The sequence below is a fragment of the Micromonospora musae genome, assembly GCF_003626545.1.
GTDB classification, from domain to species: Bacteria; Actinomycetota; Actinomycetes; order Mycobacteriales; family Micromonosporaceae; genus Micromonospora; species Micromonospora musae.
Window position 1 is genome coordinate 105020 of record NZ_RAZS01000012.1, and the last position, 18505, is coordinate 123524.

Genomic DNA, 18505 nt, shown 5'->3' on the forward strand with positions numbered 1-18505 from the left:
TAGATTCGGTGCCGCCGGGCCCGTCACCAGGACGCGACCTGGGCGACGGAGGATGGCATGACGGGTACGGCGCAGGCACCGTTGCGGGTCGCGCTGCTGGGTTACGGCATCGCGGGCCGGGTCTTCCACGCCCCGCTGATCGCCGCGACCGCGGGGCTGCGGCTGCACGCCGTGGTGACCCGGGATCCGCAGCGCCGGCAGCAGGTCCGGCAGGAGCACCCGGATGCCCGCCTGGTCGACGACGCGGAGCTGCTGTGGCGCTCGCCCGAGGCGCTGGACCTGGTCGTGGTCGCCACCCCGAACCGGCAGCACGTCGCGATGGCCCGGGCGGCGCTCGCTGCCGGCCTGCCGGTGGTGGTCGACAAGCCGCTGGCCGCGACCGCCGAACAGGGACGCGAGCTGGTCGACGAGGCGGCGCGGCTCGACGTACCGCTGACCGTCTTCCAGAACCGGCGCTGGGACGGGGACTTCCTGACCGTCCGCCGGCTCGTCGAGCAGGGTGAGCTGGGGCGGGTGACCCGCTTCGAGTCGCGGTTCGAGCGCTGGCGGCCGACGATCAAGCCGGGCTGGCGGGAGCACGCCGCCGCGGACGAGGCCGGTGGCGTCCTCTACGACCTGGGCGCGCACCTCATCGACCAGGCGGTGCAGCTCTTCGGCCCGGCTTCCCACGTCTACGCGGAGGTGGACCGCCGGCGGGCGGGCGCGCAGGTCGACGACGACGCGTTCGTCGCGCTGACCCACGCCGGCGGGCTGCGCTCCCACCTCTGGATGAGCGCCCTCACCCCGCAGCTCGGCCCGCGCTTCCGCGTCCTCGGCGACCGGGCCGGCTACACCTCCTACGGGCTGGACCCGCAGGAGGACGCGCTGCGTGACGGCGGCCGGCCGGGCGGCGCCGGCTGGGGCGAGGTCAGCCCCGAGCGGTACGGCCGGCTCGGCGTCGACGGTGACCTTCGGCCGCTACGCACCGAACCCGGCAGCTACCAGAGCTTCTACGAGCAGGTGGCGGCGGCGCTGCGCGACGGCGCCCCGCTGCCGGTGGACGCCCGGGACGCCGTCGACACCGTCGCACTGATCGAACTGGCACACCGGTCCGCCGCGGAGGGTGCGGTACTTCCCGTACCGCCGTCGACGGCGCGCTGACCGCCGCGCCGACCCGGTCTCCGCTAGCGTGCCCCTCGGGGCTGCGGTGGCGGAGCCGGAGAGGCCGGGTGGGCATGGAGGCGCAAAGTACGCGCGCGGCGATGCCGCCCACCGCCGGCCGGCGCCGGGCCGCGAGCGGCCCGCCCCGGCTCGGGCCGCGACCACGGCTCGACTACTACCTGATCCTCGACCGACCCGCCGGGCCCGACGCGGTCGCGGAGGCGATCGTCGTCGAGGAGTTCGTCCGGGCCACGGACTGGACGACGGTGGGCCTGCGCAGCGCGGGCTGGACGCCGGCGGGGGCCGGCTGGTGGAGTTCGGCGGCGTACAGCCGGGCCATGCGCGCCGATCCGGAGCTGCGCGCCCGGGTGCTCCCGGTCGCCCGTGCGGAGGCGGATGCCGCGCACCGCCGGCTCGGCGGCGCGGCGCTGCCGGACGAACCGGTGCTGCGCGCCGGCTTCCACGACGACCAGGTCCTTCCCGTCACCGCCCCGCTGCGGCTCGGTCCGAGCGCCCCGGACGGATACCACGAACGCCGGGTGTACCGGGCGCTCTTCGCCGGTGACCCGCTGGCGCACCGGCTGGCGGAGCTGGCCACCCGGTGGCGGCCCGCCGACGGGCGGTCGACCGCCGACGCGCTGCCTGCCGGTCGGCGGCGGGTCGACGACGATCGGTTCGCCTGGACGGTACGCCGCGTCGGTCGCGGTCTCGCCTGGTCGCTCGACCTGACCGTGCTGCTCACCGGCGCCGACGACCGCACCGTGGGGCCGTTGCTGCACGAGCTGACCTCGGCCGTGCGGCTCTGCGGTCTGGTGCCGATGACGACCGAGCGGTTCGACTGACCGCTTCCCGACCCGGCAGGTCAGTCCGGCTCGAACGGGCCGAAGGCGTGCCGGACCAGCCGGTTCGCCTCCTCCTGCGCCACTCCGCTCGCCACGAAGAGGTCACTCGTGGTGGTCCGGACCTGGGCGACCACCACCGACCCGGAGAAGCCCACCCCGGTGCGGTACGCCTCGCCCGCCCCGGCCACCGCCTGCAGCGCCCGTTCCTGCGCCTTGTCGGGCTCGTGGCCGGCGGCGAACTCCTGGCGGAGCAGCCGCGTCGCCTCCGCCAGCGCGGACACCGCCGTCGGCAACGTCTCCGGAATCGGCTCACCCTCCTCGATCAGGGTCACCGCACGGCGGATCAACGTGCCGCTGTTGCGCATGGCCCGGTCGATCGGCTCCGCCGCTCGCGCGTACCGGCCCACCGGTCCCTGCCGGCTCCCCCAACGCACCGGGGAGAGCGCGGTCGCCTCCCGCGCGGCCTGCGCTGCCTCGGTGAGCGCCGCGATCTCCTGCTTGTTGTCGCGCAGGCGGTCGAGAGCGCCCTGCGCGGCCGAGGCGTCACGTCGCCGCAGCGCGTCCGCGGCGGTGTCGAGCTGATCGGCGAGCAGGCACAGCGCCGGCGTCGCCGCCCGGTTGATCACCCGCAACGGGTGCAGCGGCAGCAGGACCGCGGTGACCACCAGCGACACCGCGCCACCGACGAGGGCGGCCAGGAAGCGCGGAAACTCCAGGTTCTCCACCACCGGGCTCAGCGTGCCGATGAGCACCGCCGTGGCGCCGGCCTGCACCATGACCGACGGACCGCCGCCGAGCAGCACCGACACGACGATGGAGAGCACCACGATCAGGCCGAGCTGCCACACCCCGGTACCGACGAGGTAGATCAGCGCGTCGCCGATCAGCACACCGACGGAGACCCCGACGATCAGTTCGACCGTACGGCGGATCCGCTGGCCGACCGACGCGGCCAGGGCGACGACCGCGGAGATCGGCGCGAACAGCGGCTGCGGGATGTGCAGCAGATCGTCCGCCACCCACCAGGCGAGGCCCGCCGCGAGACCCGCCTGCACGGCCAGTCCACCGCCGGCGCGTACCCGTCGCAGCCGGTCGGGCAGCGAGGCCGCCGCCCGGCCGCGCAGCCGGGCCAGGGCGGCGGGCGTCCGGGCGGGCCCGCCGTCGCGGGTCTCGCCGTCGTCGCTGCGGGCAGCGGTCCGGACCACGGCCGCATCTACCCAGTGGCGCCCCGGCCAATCGTCGCGACCGCCTGCCGTATCCGCCGCGCCGGTCTTCGGCCCGCCTGCGCGACAATGACGCCGTGCGGTTCGGCATCCTGGGTGCGACCGAGGTCCACCGGGCCGACGGTCGCCGATTGACCGTCGGCGGGCCACGGCTGCGGGCGCTGCTCGCGCTGCTGCTGCTCGACGCCGGCCGCGTGGTGCCCCGGGACCGCCTCGTCGACGGCCTCTACGGGGCCGACCCACCCGCCGGGGTGGCGAACGCGCTCCAGTCACAGGTGTCCCGTCTGCGTCACCTGCTGTCGTTCGGGCCGGTCGACCCGGTGGAGTTCCACCCCGCCGGGTACCGTCTCGCGGTCGATCCGGACGACGTCGACGCGCACCGGTTCACCCGGCTCGCGGACGCCGGTCGGCTGGCGCTCACGGCCGGCGATCACCACCGCGCCACCGATCTGCTGCGCGAGGCGCTCACGCTGTGGCGCGGGGAGCCGCTCGCGGACGTGACCGACGCCCCGTTCGCACCGTCGCACACGGCCCGGCTGCGGGAACGCCGGCTCACCGCGACCGAGGACCGGATCGAGGCGGAACTCGCCGTGGCAGACGCCGCGGCGCGCGTCCGGCCGCTCGTGACCGAGCTGCGGGAACTGGTCGCCGCCCACCCGCTGCGGGAGCGGCTGTACGGCCAGCTGATGCGCGCGCTGCTCGCCGACGGCCGCCGCGCCGAGGGGCTCGCCGTCTTCGCCGGCCTGCGCCGGCTGCTCGCCGACGAGCTGGGCACCGACCCCTCCGCCGAGCTGGTGGCCGTGCACGCGACCCTGCTGCGGGACGAGGCCGAGCCCGCGCCGGTAACGCCGCGGCTACCGCCCCTGCCCGGCCAGCTGACCAGCTTCGTCGGGCGGGAGGAGGAGCTGCGCCGGCTGGCGAAGCTGCTCACCGAGGCCCGGCTGGTCACGCTGCACGGCCCGGGCGGCGCCGGGAAGACCCGGCTCGCCGTGGAGACATCCGGGCGGTACGACGGCGACGTGTGTCTGGTCGAACTGGCCGCGCTGCCGCCGGGGGCGGAGGTGGCCCCGGCGGTGCTGGCCGCCCTGAACCTGCGCGACACGGCGCTGCGCGTACCGGGTGGGCCCCGCGACGCCACCGACCGGCTGGTCGCGGCGCTCGCCGACCGGCGGCTGCTGCTGGTGCTGGACAACTGCGAGCACGTGATCGACGAGGCCGCCCGGTTCACCGCTCGGCTGCTCGGCGCCGCCTCGTCGGTGCGGGTGCTGGCCACCAGCCGGGAGCCGCTCGGGCTGACCGGTGAGGCGCTCTGCCCGGTGCTCGGCCTGCCCGTGCCGCCGGACGAGGCCGAGCCCGAGCAGGTCCACCGGTACGCCGCGGTACGGCTCTTCGCCGACCGCGCCGCCGACGTGGCACCCGGGTTCGCCATCGAACCCGGCACCGTGACGGAGGTGCTGCGGATCTGCCGTACCCTCGACGGCCTTCCGCTCGCCATCGAGCTGGCCGCGGCGCGCCTGCGGGCGCTGCCCGTCGCGGAGGTGGCGGCCCGGCTGGACGACCGCTTCCGGCTGTTGAACCGGGGCAGCCGGGCGGCTGCTCCTCGGCACCAGACCCTGCGCGCGGTGGTGCGTTGGAGCTGGGACCTGCTGGACGAGCCGGAGCGACGGCTGGCCCGCCGGCTGAGCGTCTTCGCCGGCGACGCCGACCTCGCGGCGGTCGAGCGGATCTGCGCGCCGCTCGGCGCGGAGGCGCTCGACGTGCTGACCGGCCTGGTGGAGAAGTCCCTCGTCGAGGCGGGCGACGGCCGCTTCCGGATGTTGGAGACGGTGCGCGCGTTCGCCGCGGAGCAGCTGGCCGAGGCGGGCGAGGCCGATCAGCTCCGGCGGGCGCACGTGACGTACTTCCTCGATCTCGCCCGGGCCGGTGACGCGGGCCTGCGCGGCCCCACCCAGCTCGAGTGGCTGCGCCGGCTGGACGCCGACCGGGACGACCTGCACGCCGCGCTGCGCCGGTCGATCGCCGACGGCGACACCACGAGCGGGCTGCGGCTGGTCGCCGCGCTGTCGTTCTACTGGTGGCTGCGCGGACTGCGCGGCGAGGGGGCGGCCCTCGCCGGCCGGCTCGTCGACCCGCTCGACGGTCCGCCCACCGGGCTCGCCGAGGAGTACGCGCTCAGCCTGCTGGTCGCCGCACTGGGCGCCGCCCGCGGCGCGGCCCGCACGGACTTCGGCACGGCCGGGGACATCCTCTGGAGCCTGGGCCGCCCGCCGAAGCACCCGTTCCTGCTCTACCTGTCCGGGATGACGGCCGGTCCCCCGTCGCAGCAGCGGATGTCGGTGATGCACTCCGTGGCGGAGCGGCACAAGCTGCTCGGTACCGACCCGTGGAGTGAGGCGCTCGGGTCACTCGGCTTCGCGCTGGTGTGGCTCTTCGACGGCCGGTACGACGAGGCCCGGGCGGAGCTGACGGCCGCCTACGAAGGGTTCCGTGCCATCGGCGAACGGTGGGGCATGATCCTCGCGCTCACCACTCTCGGCGAGGCCGCCTATCGGATCGGTGACCCGGCGGCGGCCGCCGACCCGATGGCGCGGGCCCTGCGGTTGGCCGACGACCTCGGTTCCACGCTCGACACGGCGGAGCTGCTGCGGACCCGGGCGGACGGCCGGCTCGGGGTCGGCGACCTGGACGGGGCGGAGGCTGACTACCGGCAGGTCGCGGCGATCGCGCAGCCGGCCGGAGCGCCCGAGCTGAGCGCGGCGGCCCACTACGGGCTCGGCGAGACGGCCCGCCGTCGCGGTGAGCTCGACGAGGCGCGGCGCCTCTGCGAGCAGGCGGTGGCGGAGTGCCCGGCCGGCTGGTTCGGCGCCGAGATCGTCCGGCTCGCCGCGCTGGTCACGCTCGGTCAGATCGCGGACGCCGCGGGGGACGCGCCGACGGCGCGCGGCCACTACCGACAGGTGCTGGGCGCGACCGTGGGCATGTGGGACACGCCGGTTGTCAGCGCAGCGGTGGACGGCCTGATCGGGCCGGTGCTGCGCCGGGGCGAGGGTGACCGGGCGGCGCTGCTGCTCGGCGCGGTCTCGGCGGTGCTGGTCGGCAGCGGCGCCGAGCCCGCCGCGCAGGCCGCCGCGGTGACCGCGGCGACCCGGGCCGGGATCGGCGTCGAACGGTTCGGACGGGAGTTCGGCCGGGGCGCCGCGCTCGACCGGGACCGGGCCCTCGCCCTGCTGGACGGCGCCTGACGGAGCACGACGCCGGCCGTCAGCGCGCGGTGCGCGTCCGGTCAGCGCGGTCGGCGAGGCTGCCGCCATGACTGACGAGACATCGGCCGTCGTGGCCCGGGGCGTGCGCAAGACGTACGGCCGCACGGCAGCCCTCGACGGGTTCGACCTGACGGTGCCGCCGGGCACGGTCTGCGGACTGCTCGGCCCGAACGGTGCGGGCAAGACGACAGCCGTGCGGGTGCTGGCGACCCTGCTCCGCTTCGACGCCGGCCACGCCCGGGTGGCCGGGCACGACGTGACCCGGCACCCCGAGCGGGTGCGCGCGGCGATCGGCCTGACCGGGCAGTACGCGGCGGTCGACGAGACCCTCAGCGGCCGGCAGAATCTGGTGCTCTTCGGCCGGCTCCGGCACCTGCCGTCGCGCACGGTCCGGCGGCGGGCGGACGAGCTGCTCGACCAGTTCGGGCTCACCGACGCGGCGGGACGCTCGGCCGGGACGTACTCCGGCGGCATGCGCCGCCGGCTCGACCTCGCCGCCAGCCTGATCACCAGGCCACAGGTGCTCTTCCTCGACGAGCCGACGACCGGGCTGGACCCGCGCAGCCGCAACGGCCTCTGGGACGCCGTCCGCACGCTGGTCGCCGACGGCACCACGGTGCTGCTGACCACGCAGTACCTGGAGGAGGCCGACCAGCTCGCCGATCGCGTCTCGGTGGTGGACGCGGGCCGGGTCGTCGCCGAGGGCACCTCGGCCGAGTTGAAGGCCCGCTCCGGCGCGGACCGGATCGAGTTGGTCGTCCGGCACGCCGGGCAGCTGCCCACGGCGGCGGCTCTCGTGGAGCGGATCACCGGCGGGACGGTCCGCGTCGACCGGGAGATCCGTCAGCTCAGCGCGCCCGTGGCCGACCGGATCACCGCGCTCGCGGAGCTGCTGCGCGCACTCCAGGACGCCGGGATCGCGGTGGAGGACGTCGTCCTGCGCCGGCCGACGCTGGACGAGGCGTTCCTGCACCTAACCGGTGACCGCAGCGGCCGCGCGGGTACGGAGGTGGCGGCGTGAGCACGACTGTCGAGACGCGTGTCCCGTCGGGCCGCGCCGAGCAGGCGCCGCCCTCGGGCCCGCTCACCCGGCTGCGCTGGGCGGTGGTCGACGGCTGGGTGATGACCGGGCGGAACATGCGGCACGTGATCCGCTCGCCCGAGGAGATCGTCCTCTACTTCAGCCTGCCGATCATGTTCGTGCTCGTCTTCGGGTACGTCTTCGGCAGCGGCATGGCGGTGCCCGGCGACGGCAGCTACCGGGAGTTCCTGCTGCCCGGGGTGTTCGTGATGACCATGCTGTACGGCCTGGGGGCCACCGCGTCGCAGATCGCGGTGGACGCCGGCCGTGGCGTGGTCGACCGGTTCCGTTCGTTGCCGATGGCCCGGTCGGCGCTGCTGACCGGGCGGGCCGGGGCGGACCTGCTGCGGGCGTTGCTGGAGCTGTCGGTGCTCGTGGTGTGCGGGCTGCTCGTCGGCTGGCGGTGGCGTAACGGTCTGGGCGACGCGGCGGCCGCCGTGGGCCTGATCCTGCTGCTGCGGCTGGCGCTCACCTGGCTGGGCATCCTGCTGGGCCTGCTGGTGCCGAACCCGGACACCGTGAGCGTGATCGTGTTCCCGCTCGCCTTCCCGCTCACCGCCCTCTCCAACGTCTTCGTCGCCCCGGAGCTGCTGCCCGAGTGGCTGGGCGCGATCGCCGCCTGGAATCCGCTCTCGGCCACCGTGGCGGCGGCCCGTGACCTCTTCGGCAACCCGGGCCTCGGCGGCGGGTCCTGGGCGGCGGAGCACGCCCTTCTGCTGGCGGTCGGCTGGCCGGTGCTGCTGATCGCGGTGATCGCGCCGCTCGCCGTCCGGCGCTACCAGCGGCTGAGCCGCTGACCCGCCGTGGCGCGCCGCCGACGCAGGTTACCCCGCGTCGGCGGCGCCGGTCTCGGCGAAGAGGACGTCGAGCTGCGCGTCCAGCGCGGCCAGGGCCTCTTCGGCCGGGTAGTGGCCGCCGAGCAGGTAGACGCCGAGGCCCTCCATCAGCGCCAGCAGGCCCGCGGCCCGCTCCTGCCGTCGCGGACCGGGCAGGAGGCTCGCCACGAAGCCCGTCAGTTCCCGGGTGTCCGCGCGCAGACCGGTGGCGGCCTCGGGCCGTACCGCCGTGTAGGCGAGGAACGCCAACGCGACCCGGCCGTCGGCGCGGGACTCCTCGGTGAGCGGCAGGATCGTGACGAACATCGTGCGCAGCAGCAGCCGGGGCGGCGGCTCCTCGCCCAGCTGGGCGATCGCCTCGGTCACCCGCGCCTGGTTGCGCTCCCGGACGACGGCCATGGCGAACGCCATCATCTCGTCCTTGGTGCGGAAGTAGTGCTGGACCATGCCCGACGAGACGCCGGCCTCGGTCGCCACGTGGCGCAGGCTGACGGCCTCCAGCCCCTGCCGCGCAGCCACCCGCATCAGCGCGTCCGCGATGAGCGTGCGCCGCTCGTGGTGGTCGACCTTCTTCGGCATGGTCCTCATGCTGTCACGTCGGGAACGGGTGGTGGATCGTCGCCGGCCGTGCCCGACCGGCGTCGGCGGCTCACCGCACGGTCACCGTTCCGGCCGCGGCGTCCACCGTCACGATGTCGCCGGTGCGGATCAGCCGGGTGGCGTCGGGGACGCAGATGACGGCGGGGATGCCGTACTCCCGGGCGACCGTGGGGCCGTGCGCCATGACGGCGCCGGTCTCGGTGACCAGCCCGGCGGCGGTCAGGAAGAGCGGCGTCCAGCCGGGATCGGTGGTCGGCGCGACGAGGATCTCGCCGGGCTCCAGGCGCGCGGTGGCCGGGTCGTGAACCACCCGCGCGGGCCCGGTCGCCGCGCCGGCCGCCGCGCCGACGCCCCGCAGCGCCCCGGCCGTCGCGGCCGGCACCGGCAGCGCGGCCTCGAGGTCGGTGCCGTCGGAGAGCAGGGCGACCGGCACGGTACGGCGGCGCAGTTCGCGCTCATGGACGGCGCGGCGGGCGGTGACCGTCGAACGATGGTCGGCGCCCTGGTGCACGGCCGCCGCCGCCTCGTCGAGGTTCAGGAACATGATGTCGTCGGGTCGCGCGAGCAGTCCGCCGTCGGCGAGTTCGGCACCGATGAGCAGGAGTTGGCGGCGCATCTCGCGCAGCCGGTACAGCCCGGCGAACTTGCCGGCCTCGCGCAGGCCCGCCAGCGAACGGGCCCGGCGCAGCAGGAAACCGGCGATTCGGCCGCGGACCGGCCGGCGGCGGCGGGCCCGTACGACGAGCCGGTCGAGGGTGGCCTCGGCCGTCGCGGCGGCGCGGGCGAAGCGGCGATCGGGCGCCTGGTCGGGGTCGGTGACCCGGAGGTAGTTGGCGATCATGGCGAGTACCGGCGCGGGGTCCTCCGCCCAGCGGGGAACCCCGAGGTCGACCTCGGCGACGGCCCGGTGGCCGTACCGGTCCAGGAACACCGCGAGCCCGATGTCGGGCAGCGTGCCGAGTCGGTACCGGTCGGCCAGTTCCCTCGGCTCGGTGGTGAGCAGCAGGTCGCGGTGGGCTCGGGCCTGCTCGGTGAGCCGCCACAGGGCGAGGTCCATCTCGATGGTGACGTTGTGCGGCATGCCGCCGAGCACGGTGTCGATCTCGTCGCGGTCGGCGACGCCCTTGATCAGGTGCGCGGGGAGGGTGGCCGCCAGCATGCCGGCGATGATGGGCCAGACGAGGTCGTCCGTGCCCGGCGAGGTCTCCTCCTGGTCCCGCACGAACCGGAGCCGGTCGGCGGCGGTGCGCAGCTCGGCGGGGGCGGCCGAGTCGGCGGCGAGCTGGTCGATCGCCCGGAACATCCGGGTGCGGGCGGCGGCCGGCCGGGCCAGCGCCCGGAGCACGCCGATCAGTGCCCGCAGCGCCGTCCGCGCGTTCGGTGCGCCGCCGCGTCCGGCCCGACGGCCGGGGCGTGGCGCGAAGCGCGGGTCGGCGAGCACCCGCTCCATCACCGCTTGGGCCCGCGGACCGAAGTCGACGGCCATCAGCTTGACCAGGCGCTTGCGGGCGGACGGGTCCCGGGCCAGGTCGGTCAGGTCGCCGTAGAGCCGCCCGCCGATGTCGGTGACCTCGACCCGCAGTCCGAGGCTGGCGAGCATCGCCACGATCACCGACTTCAGCGTCGACATGCCCATCGGGGTGACCGGACGCAGCATGCCCTGTACGTGCCCGAACTCCAGGTACACGCGGGGCTCGGGGTCGTCGGTGGCCGGCGGGAGGGGGAAGAGGGTGGTGAGCGGCCGCGACTGCAGCAGCCAGAGCACACCCTGCCGGTCGTACGCCCACTCGACGTCCTGCGGCCCGCCGAGCCGGTGTTGGAGTCGCTCCCCCACCGCGCGCAGCTCGTCGAGTTGGGCGGCCGTGAGCAGGCCGCCGGGCTGCGGCGGCTCGCCGAGGACGTACCGCTCGACGTCGGCGGCGCCGTCCACGACTGTCGTGCCGAGACCGGCGGCGGCCTCGACGATCATCTCGGTCCGCCGTCCGGTGACCGGGTTCGCGGTGAAGAGCACACCCGCGACCGCCGCGTCGACCATCCGCTGCACGACGACCGCCATCCGCACCGCCGCGTGCTCGATGTGGTGGGCGTCGCGGTAGGCGACGGCACGGTCGGTGTGCAGCGAGTGCCGGCACTTCTCGATGGCGGAGAGCAGGTCGGCGACGCCGGTGACGCCGAGGAACGTGTCCTGGATCCCGGCGAAGCTGGCGTCCGGCAGGTCCTCGGCGGTGGCGCTGGAGCGCACGGCCACCGGGCCGCCGCCGAGCTGCCGGTACGCCGCCTCGATCTCGGCCTCCGGGGACGCTCCCGTCTCCTGGGCGGCGGTGGTGACGCAGAAGCCGTCCGGCACCCGTTCACCGAGCCGGATCAGCGCCGCCAGCCCGGCCGCCTTGCCGCCGACCAGGTCGACCATCCCGTCGGTCAGCTCGGAGAACGTGATCACGTGCATCGGGGGCACCCTCTTTTGCAATACGACTGCATTGCAAAAGACTCTAGCCTCTTGGCATTGCGACCGCAACGTCATGCCGAGGTCAGCGGCGGTGCCGCAGCGCCCGGGAGAGGCCGTACACGTCGCCGGAGTTGACCTCGTACGGCAACGAACGCAGGTACGTCGCCATCCGCGGCGCGGCCATCCACTGCGGGGAGGCCAGCGCCATGGCGTCGCCGAGAGCGAGGTTGAAGGCCTGGAACCCGAGCCCGGTCAGCCGGCGCAGGCACCGCTGCGCGACCGCGCGCTCGATCGTGGTGAACTCGAAGGAGAGCGCGGGCAGTGGTCGACCCAGACCGGCGAGCACCTCGTCCTCGTACCCCTCGACGTCGATCTTCACGAAGGCGGGCACCCCGTGCTCGGCGATCAGCCCGTCGAGCGTGAGCGACGCGACGTCGACCGGGGCGTCCCACCGCTCCCCCTCCCAGCCGGCCGCGCCGTCGGCGGCCCGGATGAAGTGCGGCGAGGCGGTGGAGATGGTCGGGTTGGCGGAGTTGACGCTGAAGGGCACGCTCCCCGCCCCGGCGGCGCAGAGCGCCTCGACGACTGTCACCTCCCCGTCGTCGCGGTAGATCGCCCTCAGCGCCCGCGTGCACGCCGGCTGCGGCTCGACGGCGACCACCCGGGCCCCGAGCCGGCGGAAGCTACCGACCCGGTCGCCGACGTGCGCGCCGATGTCGAAGACGAGGTCACCCCGGCGGACGAAGCGGGCGTAGAAGGCGTCCATGGCCGCCTCGCGCGCCGGGTCGCCGTAGTAGACCTCGAGGGAACGGCGGATCGAGACGGCGTCGGGATCCGTCTTCAGGGCCTCCACAGCGCCGGCGCGGGCGTCCATCTCCAGAATCTAGCCCGCCGGACGTGAGGGGATCTCGGATTCCGGCCCCGGCGGTCAGGGGGCGATGCGGAGCCGGCGGATCCGGTCGGCGTCGTACTCCTCGAAGCGGTACCGCAGGCCGGCGAAGGGGCTGCCGGGGAAGTCGCCGCTGATGGTCGTGGTGACCACCGTGCCCTCGGCTGCGTCCTCGACGTCGGTGATCTCGTACCGGACCAGCGGCACCTCGCCGCGCCAGTCGCGGATCGCCGCGATCCCGCGGTACGTCCTCCCCTCGTCCTCCACCACCGCGTCGTCGGCGAAGAGCGCGAAGTAGGCGTCCGTGTCCGGCCGGCCGGCCAGCTCGAAGTAGCGGCGGATGATCTCGGGCGCCTCGGTCATGGGAACTCCTCGATGTGCGGGGTCGGACCGTCGGGACGGCGCGACCGTCGTACTGTTACTTCTGAACTAGAAGTGAGTCACTTCGACATTAGCACCCACTCGGTGAGGAGCAGGTATGGCCGGCAAGATCCGCCTGGAGGACCGCGAGTGCCCGCTCTCGGCGACCCTCGGCGTGGTGGGCGAGTGGTGGACCCTGCTGATCCTCCACGACGCGTTCGACGGCTACACCCGCTTCGAGCAGTTCCAGGAGAACCTGAAGATCTCCTCCAGCATCCTGACCAGCCGACTTCGAACCCTGACCGCCAACGGGCTGCTGGAGCGCCGCCGCTACCAGACCCACCCCGACCGGTACGAGTACGTCCTCACCGAACTGGGCCGCAGCCTGCGACCGGTGATCGTCACGCTCGCCGCCTGGGGCAACTCCCGGCTCCGGCCGGAGCAGCGCAGCATGATCCTGGTCGACCGGGAGACCGGGGCCGAGGTCGAGCCCGTGGTGGTGGACCGGAGCACGGGGCGGGAACTCGACCCGGAGAACTTCGTCTTCGCCGCCGGCCCGGCCGCCGGTGAGGTCATGCGCACCCGGTACGCCGACGCCGCGCCGCAGCAGCCCCCGCCCGGCCGATAACCCTGGCCGAGCCCACTCCGCTCCGGTAGTGCGGAGATTCGAGGCGCGCGGCCGTAGCGCGCGACGGAATTACCGGGTAGAAACATGCCGATCCCTTGATTCGACGCGTCGACCAGGTCCGCAGGTGTGAGAGAGCGCTCTCAAGCACCTCATCCCCCAGGTGGCCGCGCCGGCGAGTCCGCGCGCGGCGGGAAGGACGAACCCGGATGACCCACTCCCCAGGCGCCCGGCGGCTCGGCCGGGCAATCGCCCTCGGGCTGGTGCTCTGCGCCACCCTCGGCACGACGAGCGCGACCGCCAACGCCGGCCCGCCCCGGCCCCGCACGCCGGACCTCGGCCCCCACGTCACCGTCTTCGACCCCGGCATGCCGGTCAGTGAGATCCAGGCGACGCTCGACGCCGCGTACGCCCGGCAGGTGGACGCCGAGATGGGCACCGAACGGCAGGCGTACCTGTTCAAGCCGGGCAGCTACGGCACCCCGGAGCAGCCGTTGCAGATGAAGGTCGGCTACTACACCGAGATCGCGGGGCTCGGCGCGTCACCCACCGACGTACGGATCAACGGGAAGATCGAGGCGTACAACCGGTGCCTCGCCGACGGCGGCACGGGCAACTGCATCGCGCTGGTCAACTTCTGGCGGACGCTGTCGAACCTCTCGCTGACCGTCGACGCGGCGGGTCAGGACGGCTGCCGCGCCTCGGCGAACTTCTGGGCGGTCTCCCAGGCCGTGTCGATGCGCCGGCTCGACATCACCGGCGGCGGGCTCTCCCTGATGGACTACTGCACCGCCGGCCCGCAGTACGCCAGCGGCGGCTTCATCGCCGACTCGCGGCTGCCCGCCACCACCAACGGCTCCCAGCAGCAGTGGCTCACCCGCAACAGCGAGATCGCCGGCTGGTCGAACGCGGTCTGGAACCAGGTCTTCGCGGGGGTCGTGGGTGCGCCCGACGACGCGACCTTCCCCGACCCGCCGTACACCACGCTCGACACCACCCCGGTCAGCCGGGAGAAGCCGTACCTGTACGTCGACGGTAAGGGCCGCTACCAGGTCCGGGTGCCCGCCGCCCAGCGCGACAGCAGGGGTGTCTCCTGGGCGGACGGCATCACGCCGGGCCGCAGCATCCCGATCGAGGACTTCTTCGTGGCCCGCCCCGGCGACTCGGTACGGACCATCAACAGCCAGCTCGCCCGCGGCAAGCACCTCCTGCTGACCCCGGGCGTCTACGACATCGCCCGCAGCATCGAGGTCAAGCGTCCGAACACGGTGCTGCTCGGCCTGGGCCACGCCACGCTCACCGCCGTGAACGGGGCGGTGCCGCTGGAGGTCGCCGGCGTTCCCGGTGTGGTGGTCGCCGGAGTGACCATCGACGCCGGTCTGCGGGAGTCGCCGGTCCTGCTGCGGGTCGGCGACCGGCACGGCCGGGACGGGGGCAGCGCGGCCAACCCGACCACCCTGTCCGACGTGTACTTCCGCGTCGGCGGCCCGCACATCGGCCGGACGAACATCGCGCTCGAGGTGAACAGCGACCACGTCCTCATCGACCACACCTGGGTCTGGCGCGGCGACCACGGCGTGGAGGGCTTCACCGAGGGGGTCAACGGCGACACCGAGCGCTGGCGGACGAACACCGGCCGGTACGGCGCCGTGATCAACGGCGACCACGTGACGGCGACCGGCTTGTTCGTCGAGCACTTCCAGCGGTACAACACGGTCTGGAACGGCGAGCACGGCACGACGGTGCTCTACCAGAACGAGCTGCCGTACGACCCGCCGACGCAGGCCGACTGGATGAACGGCGACGTCGAGGGGTGGGCCGGCTACAAGGTCGGCGACCGGGTACGCCACCACACCCTGCACGGCGGTGGTGTCTACGTCTTCAACCAGAACAACCCGTCGATCCACACCGAGAACGGTTTCGAGGTCCCGCGGACGCCGGGCGTACGGCTGCACCACGTCATGACGGTCAACTTGAACGCCGGAACCATCGACCACGTGGTGAACGGGGTGGGCGAGGCGGCCGACACCACCCGGGTGGGGGCGCCGGTCTACGTCGCCCAGTATCCGCTGCCGTAAGCGGCGCCGGTGCGGGTCGGGATTACCTGTCCCGACCCGCACCGCCCGAGTCACCCACGTCGACGGAATCTTGCTCGGTGACACACCCGGACCATAGGCTCCGGTCAATGTGATCCACCGAGAGGGGAAGTGCATGGCCCCGTCGACCCGTCCACCCCGGATCGTCCCCGCACGGCGGCTGGCGAGCGCCGCCGCGATCGCCCTCCTGGTCGGCACGGTGCCGCTGCTCGGCGGCACCTCGGCCGGGGCCCGCCCGCCGTCGCCCACCCACTGCAGCACCGACCCCAGCGCCCGACTGACGAGCGTGCCCAGCCCGGAGCGGGCGCTCGGCTTCCCGCTCGGCCTCGGGCAGGAGCGGCCGGTGACCACCGAGGAGATCCGCGGCTACCTGCACGCCGTGGACACCGCCTCCGACCGGGTGGTGACCGGCGTACTGGGCACGAGCGCGCTCGGTCAGCCACTGCCGTACGCCGTGGTCTCCCACGAGCGCAACGTCCGGCCGGCCGCCCTGCGCCGGATCGCGGAGGACGTCCGGGACCTGCGCGACCCGCGCCGGACCACGCGCCGGGAGGCGGCCGAGACGGCCGACGACTCCCCGGCCATCGTCTGGGTCACCGGCAACGTGCACGGCGGCGAGAAGAGCGGCGCCGACGCGGCACTGAAGACGTTGTACGAGCTGGCCGCCGGCCTGTCGTGCGAGGTCGCCGAGCGCAACGAGAACCTCGTCACGATCATCGTGCCGACGCAGAACCCGGACGGCCGGGACGCGAGCCGGCGGCAGAACGACTTCGGCTTCGACCTGAACCGGGACTGGTTCGCCCGCACCCAGCAGGAGACCGACAGCAAGCTGGAGCTGATGCGGCGCTACCCGCCGCAGGTCTTCGTCGACGCCCACGAGATGACCGGCTCGCAGTACTTCTTCCCGCCCAACGCCGACCCGATCCACCACGAGATCTCCGCCGAGGCGGTCGACTGGATCAACCGGATCGGCGAGGCCAACAAGGCCGGCTTCGGCTACAACGGCGCCTGCACCGAGACCGTCACCACCGAGTGCTACTTCAACTACGCCCGCTACGACCTCTTCTTCATGGGCTACGGCGACACCGTGCCGGCGGCCGGCTTCGGCGCGGCCGGCATGACCTTCGAGAAGGGCAGCGCCTCGGCCGTGGCCGACCGCGTCCAGCAGCAGTTCCACACCCAGTGGTCCACCCTCGGCTGGGCCGCGGCGAACCGGCACGAGGTGCTCACCGACTACTACCGGATCTGGACGGACGCGCTCGCCCAGGGCCGGGCGGGCACGCTGGAGCCGAACGAGGTGGTCCAGCCGACCAACGAGGTCCAGTTCCCGGTCCCGGACCTGCGGATCCGGTCCTACTTCCTGCTGCCCGACCGGCAGCTCGCCGACGTACGGCAGCTGGTCGAGCGGCTGCGCCGGATGGACGTCGAGGTGTACGAGGTGCAGCAGGCGACCCGGGTGCCCAACGCGCGGATCTTCGGCGGCCGGAGCGCACGGAACGTCACGGTGCCGAAGGGCGCGTACTGGATCCCCATGGAGCAGCCGCAGAAGCACTGGATCCAGGCGATCATGGGTGAGGACCCGTACACGCCGTTCCCCTACTTCTACGACGTCTCGTCCTGGAGCAACCCGCTGCTGATGGGCGTGCCGACCATCTCCACCGGGGACGACGTCCGGCCCCGGGCGAAGCTGGTCCGGCAGATCTCCGGCGGCCGGACCGGTCACGCCTCACTCTGGGGCTCGTACGGTTACCGCCTCGACTCCGCCGCGGCCGCCGAGCTCACCTTCCGTTTGCTCGGTCGCGGGGTGCCGCTGGTCCGGGACGGGGCGGGCGGCGTCGTCCGGCTGGCGGCGACCCGCCTGACCCGGGAGATCGACGAGCTCGCCGAGTCGTTCGGGGTGACCCTCAGCCCGGGCGGACCGGCCCGCGGCGCCCGGCTGGAGCTGCCCGACGTCGGCCTCTTCGGCGGCGACGGCATCTCCACCACCTCCGGCTCGCACGGTGAGGCCCGCTACGTGCTCGGCGAGCGGTGGGGGCTGGAGCTGAAGCCGGTGACCACCGCCGACATCAACGAGAACACGGCCGCGTTCACCGGCCGGTCGGTGCTGCTCGTGCCGGACGGCGGCAACCCGACCGGCGGCCTCACCGCCGCCGGGCAGGCCAACCTGCGCAGCTGGATCGCGCAGGGCAACACCTACATCGGGCTGCGCAACGAGGGCACCCGGATGGCCCGGGCCGCCGGGCTCACCTCCACCACCGAGAAGCCGAAGCCGGCCGGGTACCAGGTGATCGGGTCGCACCTGCGGGTCGATGTCGACTCCGCCAGCCCGGTCGCGTCGGGCCGACCCGCGGAGGACTTCGAGTTCAACAACGGCGACCCCATCCTCAACCCCAGCACCACCGGCACCAACGTGCTGCGCTACCCCAGCGGGGAGACGTTCTGGGCGAACGGCTACACGGTCGGCGCCGACGCGCTGCGCGGCACGGCGGCCCTGGTGGACGAGCCGACCGGCGCCGGTCGGGCGGTGCTCTTCGCGTTCAACCCGCTCTTCCGGGCGTACAACGAGAACGGGCTGCACCTGGTGGCCAACGCGCTGCTCTACCCCGAGACGGGCGCCGGACCCGCCGCGCAGCGGGCGGCGTCGGTCGACCCGGCCCGGGCCGCCGCGGCCCGGGTGTCCGCGCCCGAGGACCTCGGCGGCGGCTGGCGGCCGATCACCATCGAGGTGGCGGACGCGGACCTCGCCCGGACCCGGTCGGTCGTCGAACGGTTCACCGGCGACGCCCGGACGTCGGCGGCGGGCGGCTCGTCCTACCTGGTGATCCCGAACCCGCAGGGGCAGCAGGCCGACGAGCACCCGTTCCTGGGTGACCTGGTGCGCGCCCTGCAGACGGCGGGGGTTCCGCTGCGGTCCCTGGTCGCCTGATCCGAGGCGGGCCCGGCCGGCGGCGACCGGCCGGGCCCGCCCCCGAGTTGGCTCCGGCGGCCCCGTTGGGGCAGGATCGGGCGGCCCTCGCGTTGTCGCGGACGTCACGTGCCCGAGCGTGGACGCCCGAGCGGCTGCGCGAGAGTCTTGGAAAGCTGATTCCAAGATGAGGTGAACG

General features: G+C 74.2%; 13 protein-coding genes. 8 read left to right on the top strand and 5 right to left on the bottom strand.

Translation table 11 applies throughout. From position 1 onward, the window contains the following. Positions 1–57: 57 nt before the first annotated feature. On the top strand, positions 58–1140 hold the full coding sequence (locus tag D7147_RS27120) for a Gfo/Idh/MocA family oxidoreductase (protein WP_120682623.1): 1083 nt from the start codon (positions 58–60) through the stop codon (positions 1138–1140). Between the two features lie 101 nt (positions 1141–1241). Continuing rightward, complete coding sequence (locus D7147_RS27125) at positions 1242–1982, top strand: hypothetical protein (RefSeq protein WP_120682625.1); 741 nt, start codon at positions 1242–1244, stop codon at positions 1980–1982. 20 nt (positions 1983–2002) lie between these two features. On the opposite strand, the gene D7147_RS27130 is transcribed toward D7147_RS27125, so the two are convergent. Then, positions 2003–3187, bottom strand: a complete 1185-nt coding sequence (locus tag D7147_RS27130) for an FUSC family protein (RefSeq protein ID WP_120682627.1) — start codon at positions 3185–3187, stop codon at positions 2003–2005. Positions 3188–3282: 95 nt separating this feature from the next. On the opposite strand from D7147_RS27130, the gene D7147_RS27135 reads away from it, so the two are divergent. The 3 genes from D7147_RS27135 to D7147_RS27145 all read left to right on the top strand — a co-directional run bounded on the left by D7147_RS27135 (position 3283) and on the right by D7147_RS27145 (position 8346). Beyond that, entirely contained in the window at positions 3283–6447 is a 3165-nt protein-coding gene (locus D7147_RS27135) for a BTAD domain-containing putative transcriptional regulator (RefSeq protein WP_120682629.1), read from the top strand. 67 nt (positions 6448–6514) lie between these two features. Continuing rightward, the gene (locus D7147_RS27140) at positions 6515–7489 is read left to right on the top strand and encodes an ATP-binding cassette domain-containing protein (RefSeq protein WP_120682631.1); all 975 of its coding nucleotides are present in this window, start codon (positions 6515–6517) and stop codon (positions 7487–7489) included. Positions 7490–7590: 101 nt separating this feature from the next. After that, positions 7591–8346 (top strand): ABC transporter permease, encoded by a 756-nt coding sequence (locus D7147_RS27145; RefSeq protein ID WP_120682815.1) that lies wholly within the window; start codon positions 7591–7593, stop codon positions 8344–8346. A gap of 27 nt (positions 8347–8373) precedes the next feature. On the opposite strand, the gene D7147_RS27150 is transcribed toward D7147_RS27145, so the two are convergent. The 4 genes from D7147_RS27150 to D7147_RS27165 all read right to left on the bottom strand — a co-directional run bounded on the left by D7147_RS27150 (position 8374) and on the right by D7147_RS27165 (position 12683). Further along, the gene (locus tag D7147_RS27150; RefSeq protein WP_120682633.1) at positions 8374–8964 is read right to left on the bottom strand and encodes a TetR/AcrR family transcriptional regulator; all 591 of its coding nucleotides are present in this window, start codon (positions 8962–8964) and stop codon (positions 8374–8376) included. Between the two features lie 70 nt (positions 8965–9034). Then, positions 9035–11431, bottom strand: a complete 2397-nt coding sequence (locus tag D7147_RS27155) for a PEP/pyruvate-binding domain-containing protein (RefSeq protein ID WP_120682635.1) — start codon at positions 11429–11431, stop codon at positions 9035–9037. 82 nt (positions 11432–11513) lie between these two features. Next, positions 11514–12305, bottom strand: coding sequence for an FkbM family methyltransferase (locus D7147_RS27160; protein WP_120682637.1), 792 nt, complete (start codon positions 12303–12305; stop codon positions 11514–11516). A gap of 54 nt (positions 12306–12359) precedes the next feature. Further along, a complete protein-coding gene (locus D7147_RS27165) occupies positions 12360–12683 on the bottom strand; it encodes a nuclear transport factor 2 family protein (protein ID WP_120682639.1) in 324 nt (107 codons plus the stop codon). Between the two features lie 115 nt (positions 12684–12798). Between D7147_RS27165 and D7147_RS27170 the strand changes: the two genes are divergently transcribed. From D7147_RS27170 to D7147_RS27180, 3 genes are all read left to right on the top strand, one after another. Continuing rightward, positions 12799–13308, top strand: a complete 510-nt coding sequence (locus tag D7147_RS27170) for a winged helix-turn-helix transcriptional regulator (RefSeq protein ID WP_120682641.1) — start codon at positions 12799–12801, stop codon at positions 13306–13308. Between the two features lie 206 nt (positions 13309–13514). Then, positions 13515–15383, top strand: a complete 1869-nt coding sequence (locus D7147_RS27175; protein WP_120682643.1) for an adenylyl cyclase — start codon at positions 13515–13517, stop codon at positions 15381–15383. 133 nt (positions 15384–15516) lie between these two features. After that, the gene (locus D7147_RS27180) at positions 15517–18327 is read left to right on the top strand and encodes a M14 family zinc carboxypeptidase (RefSeq protein ID WP_120682645.1); all 2811 of its coding nucleotides are present in this window, start codon (positions 15517–15519) and stop codon (positions 18325–18327) included. The last annotated feature ends 178 nt before the right edge of the window (positions 18328–18505 follow it).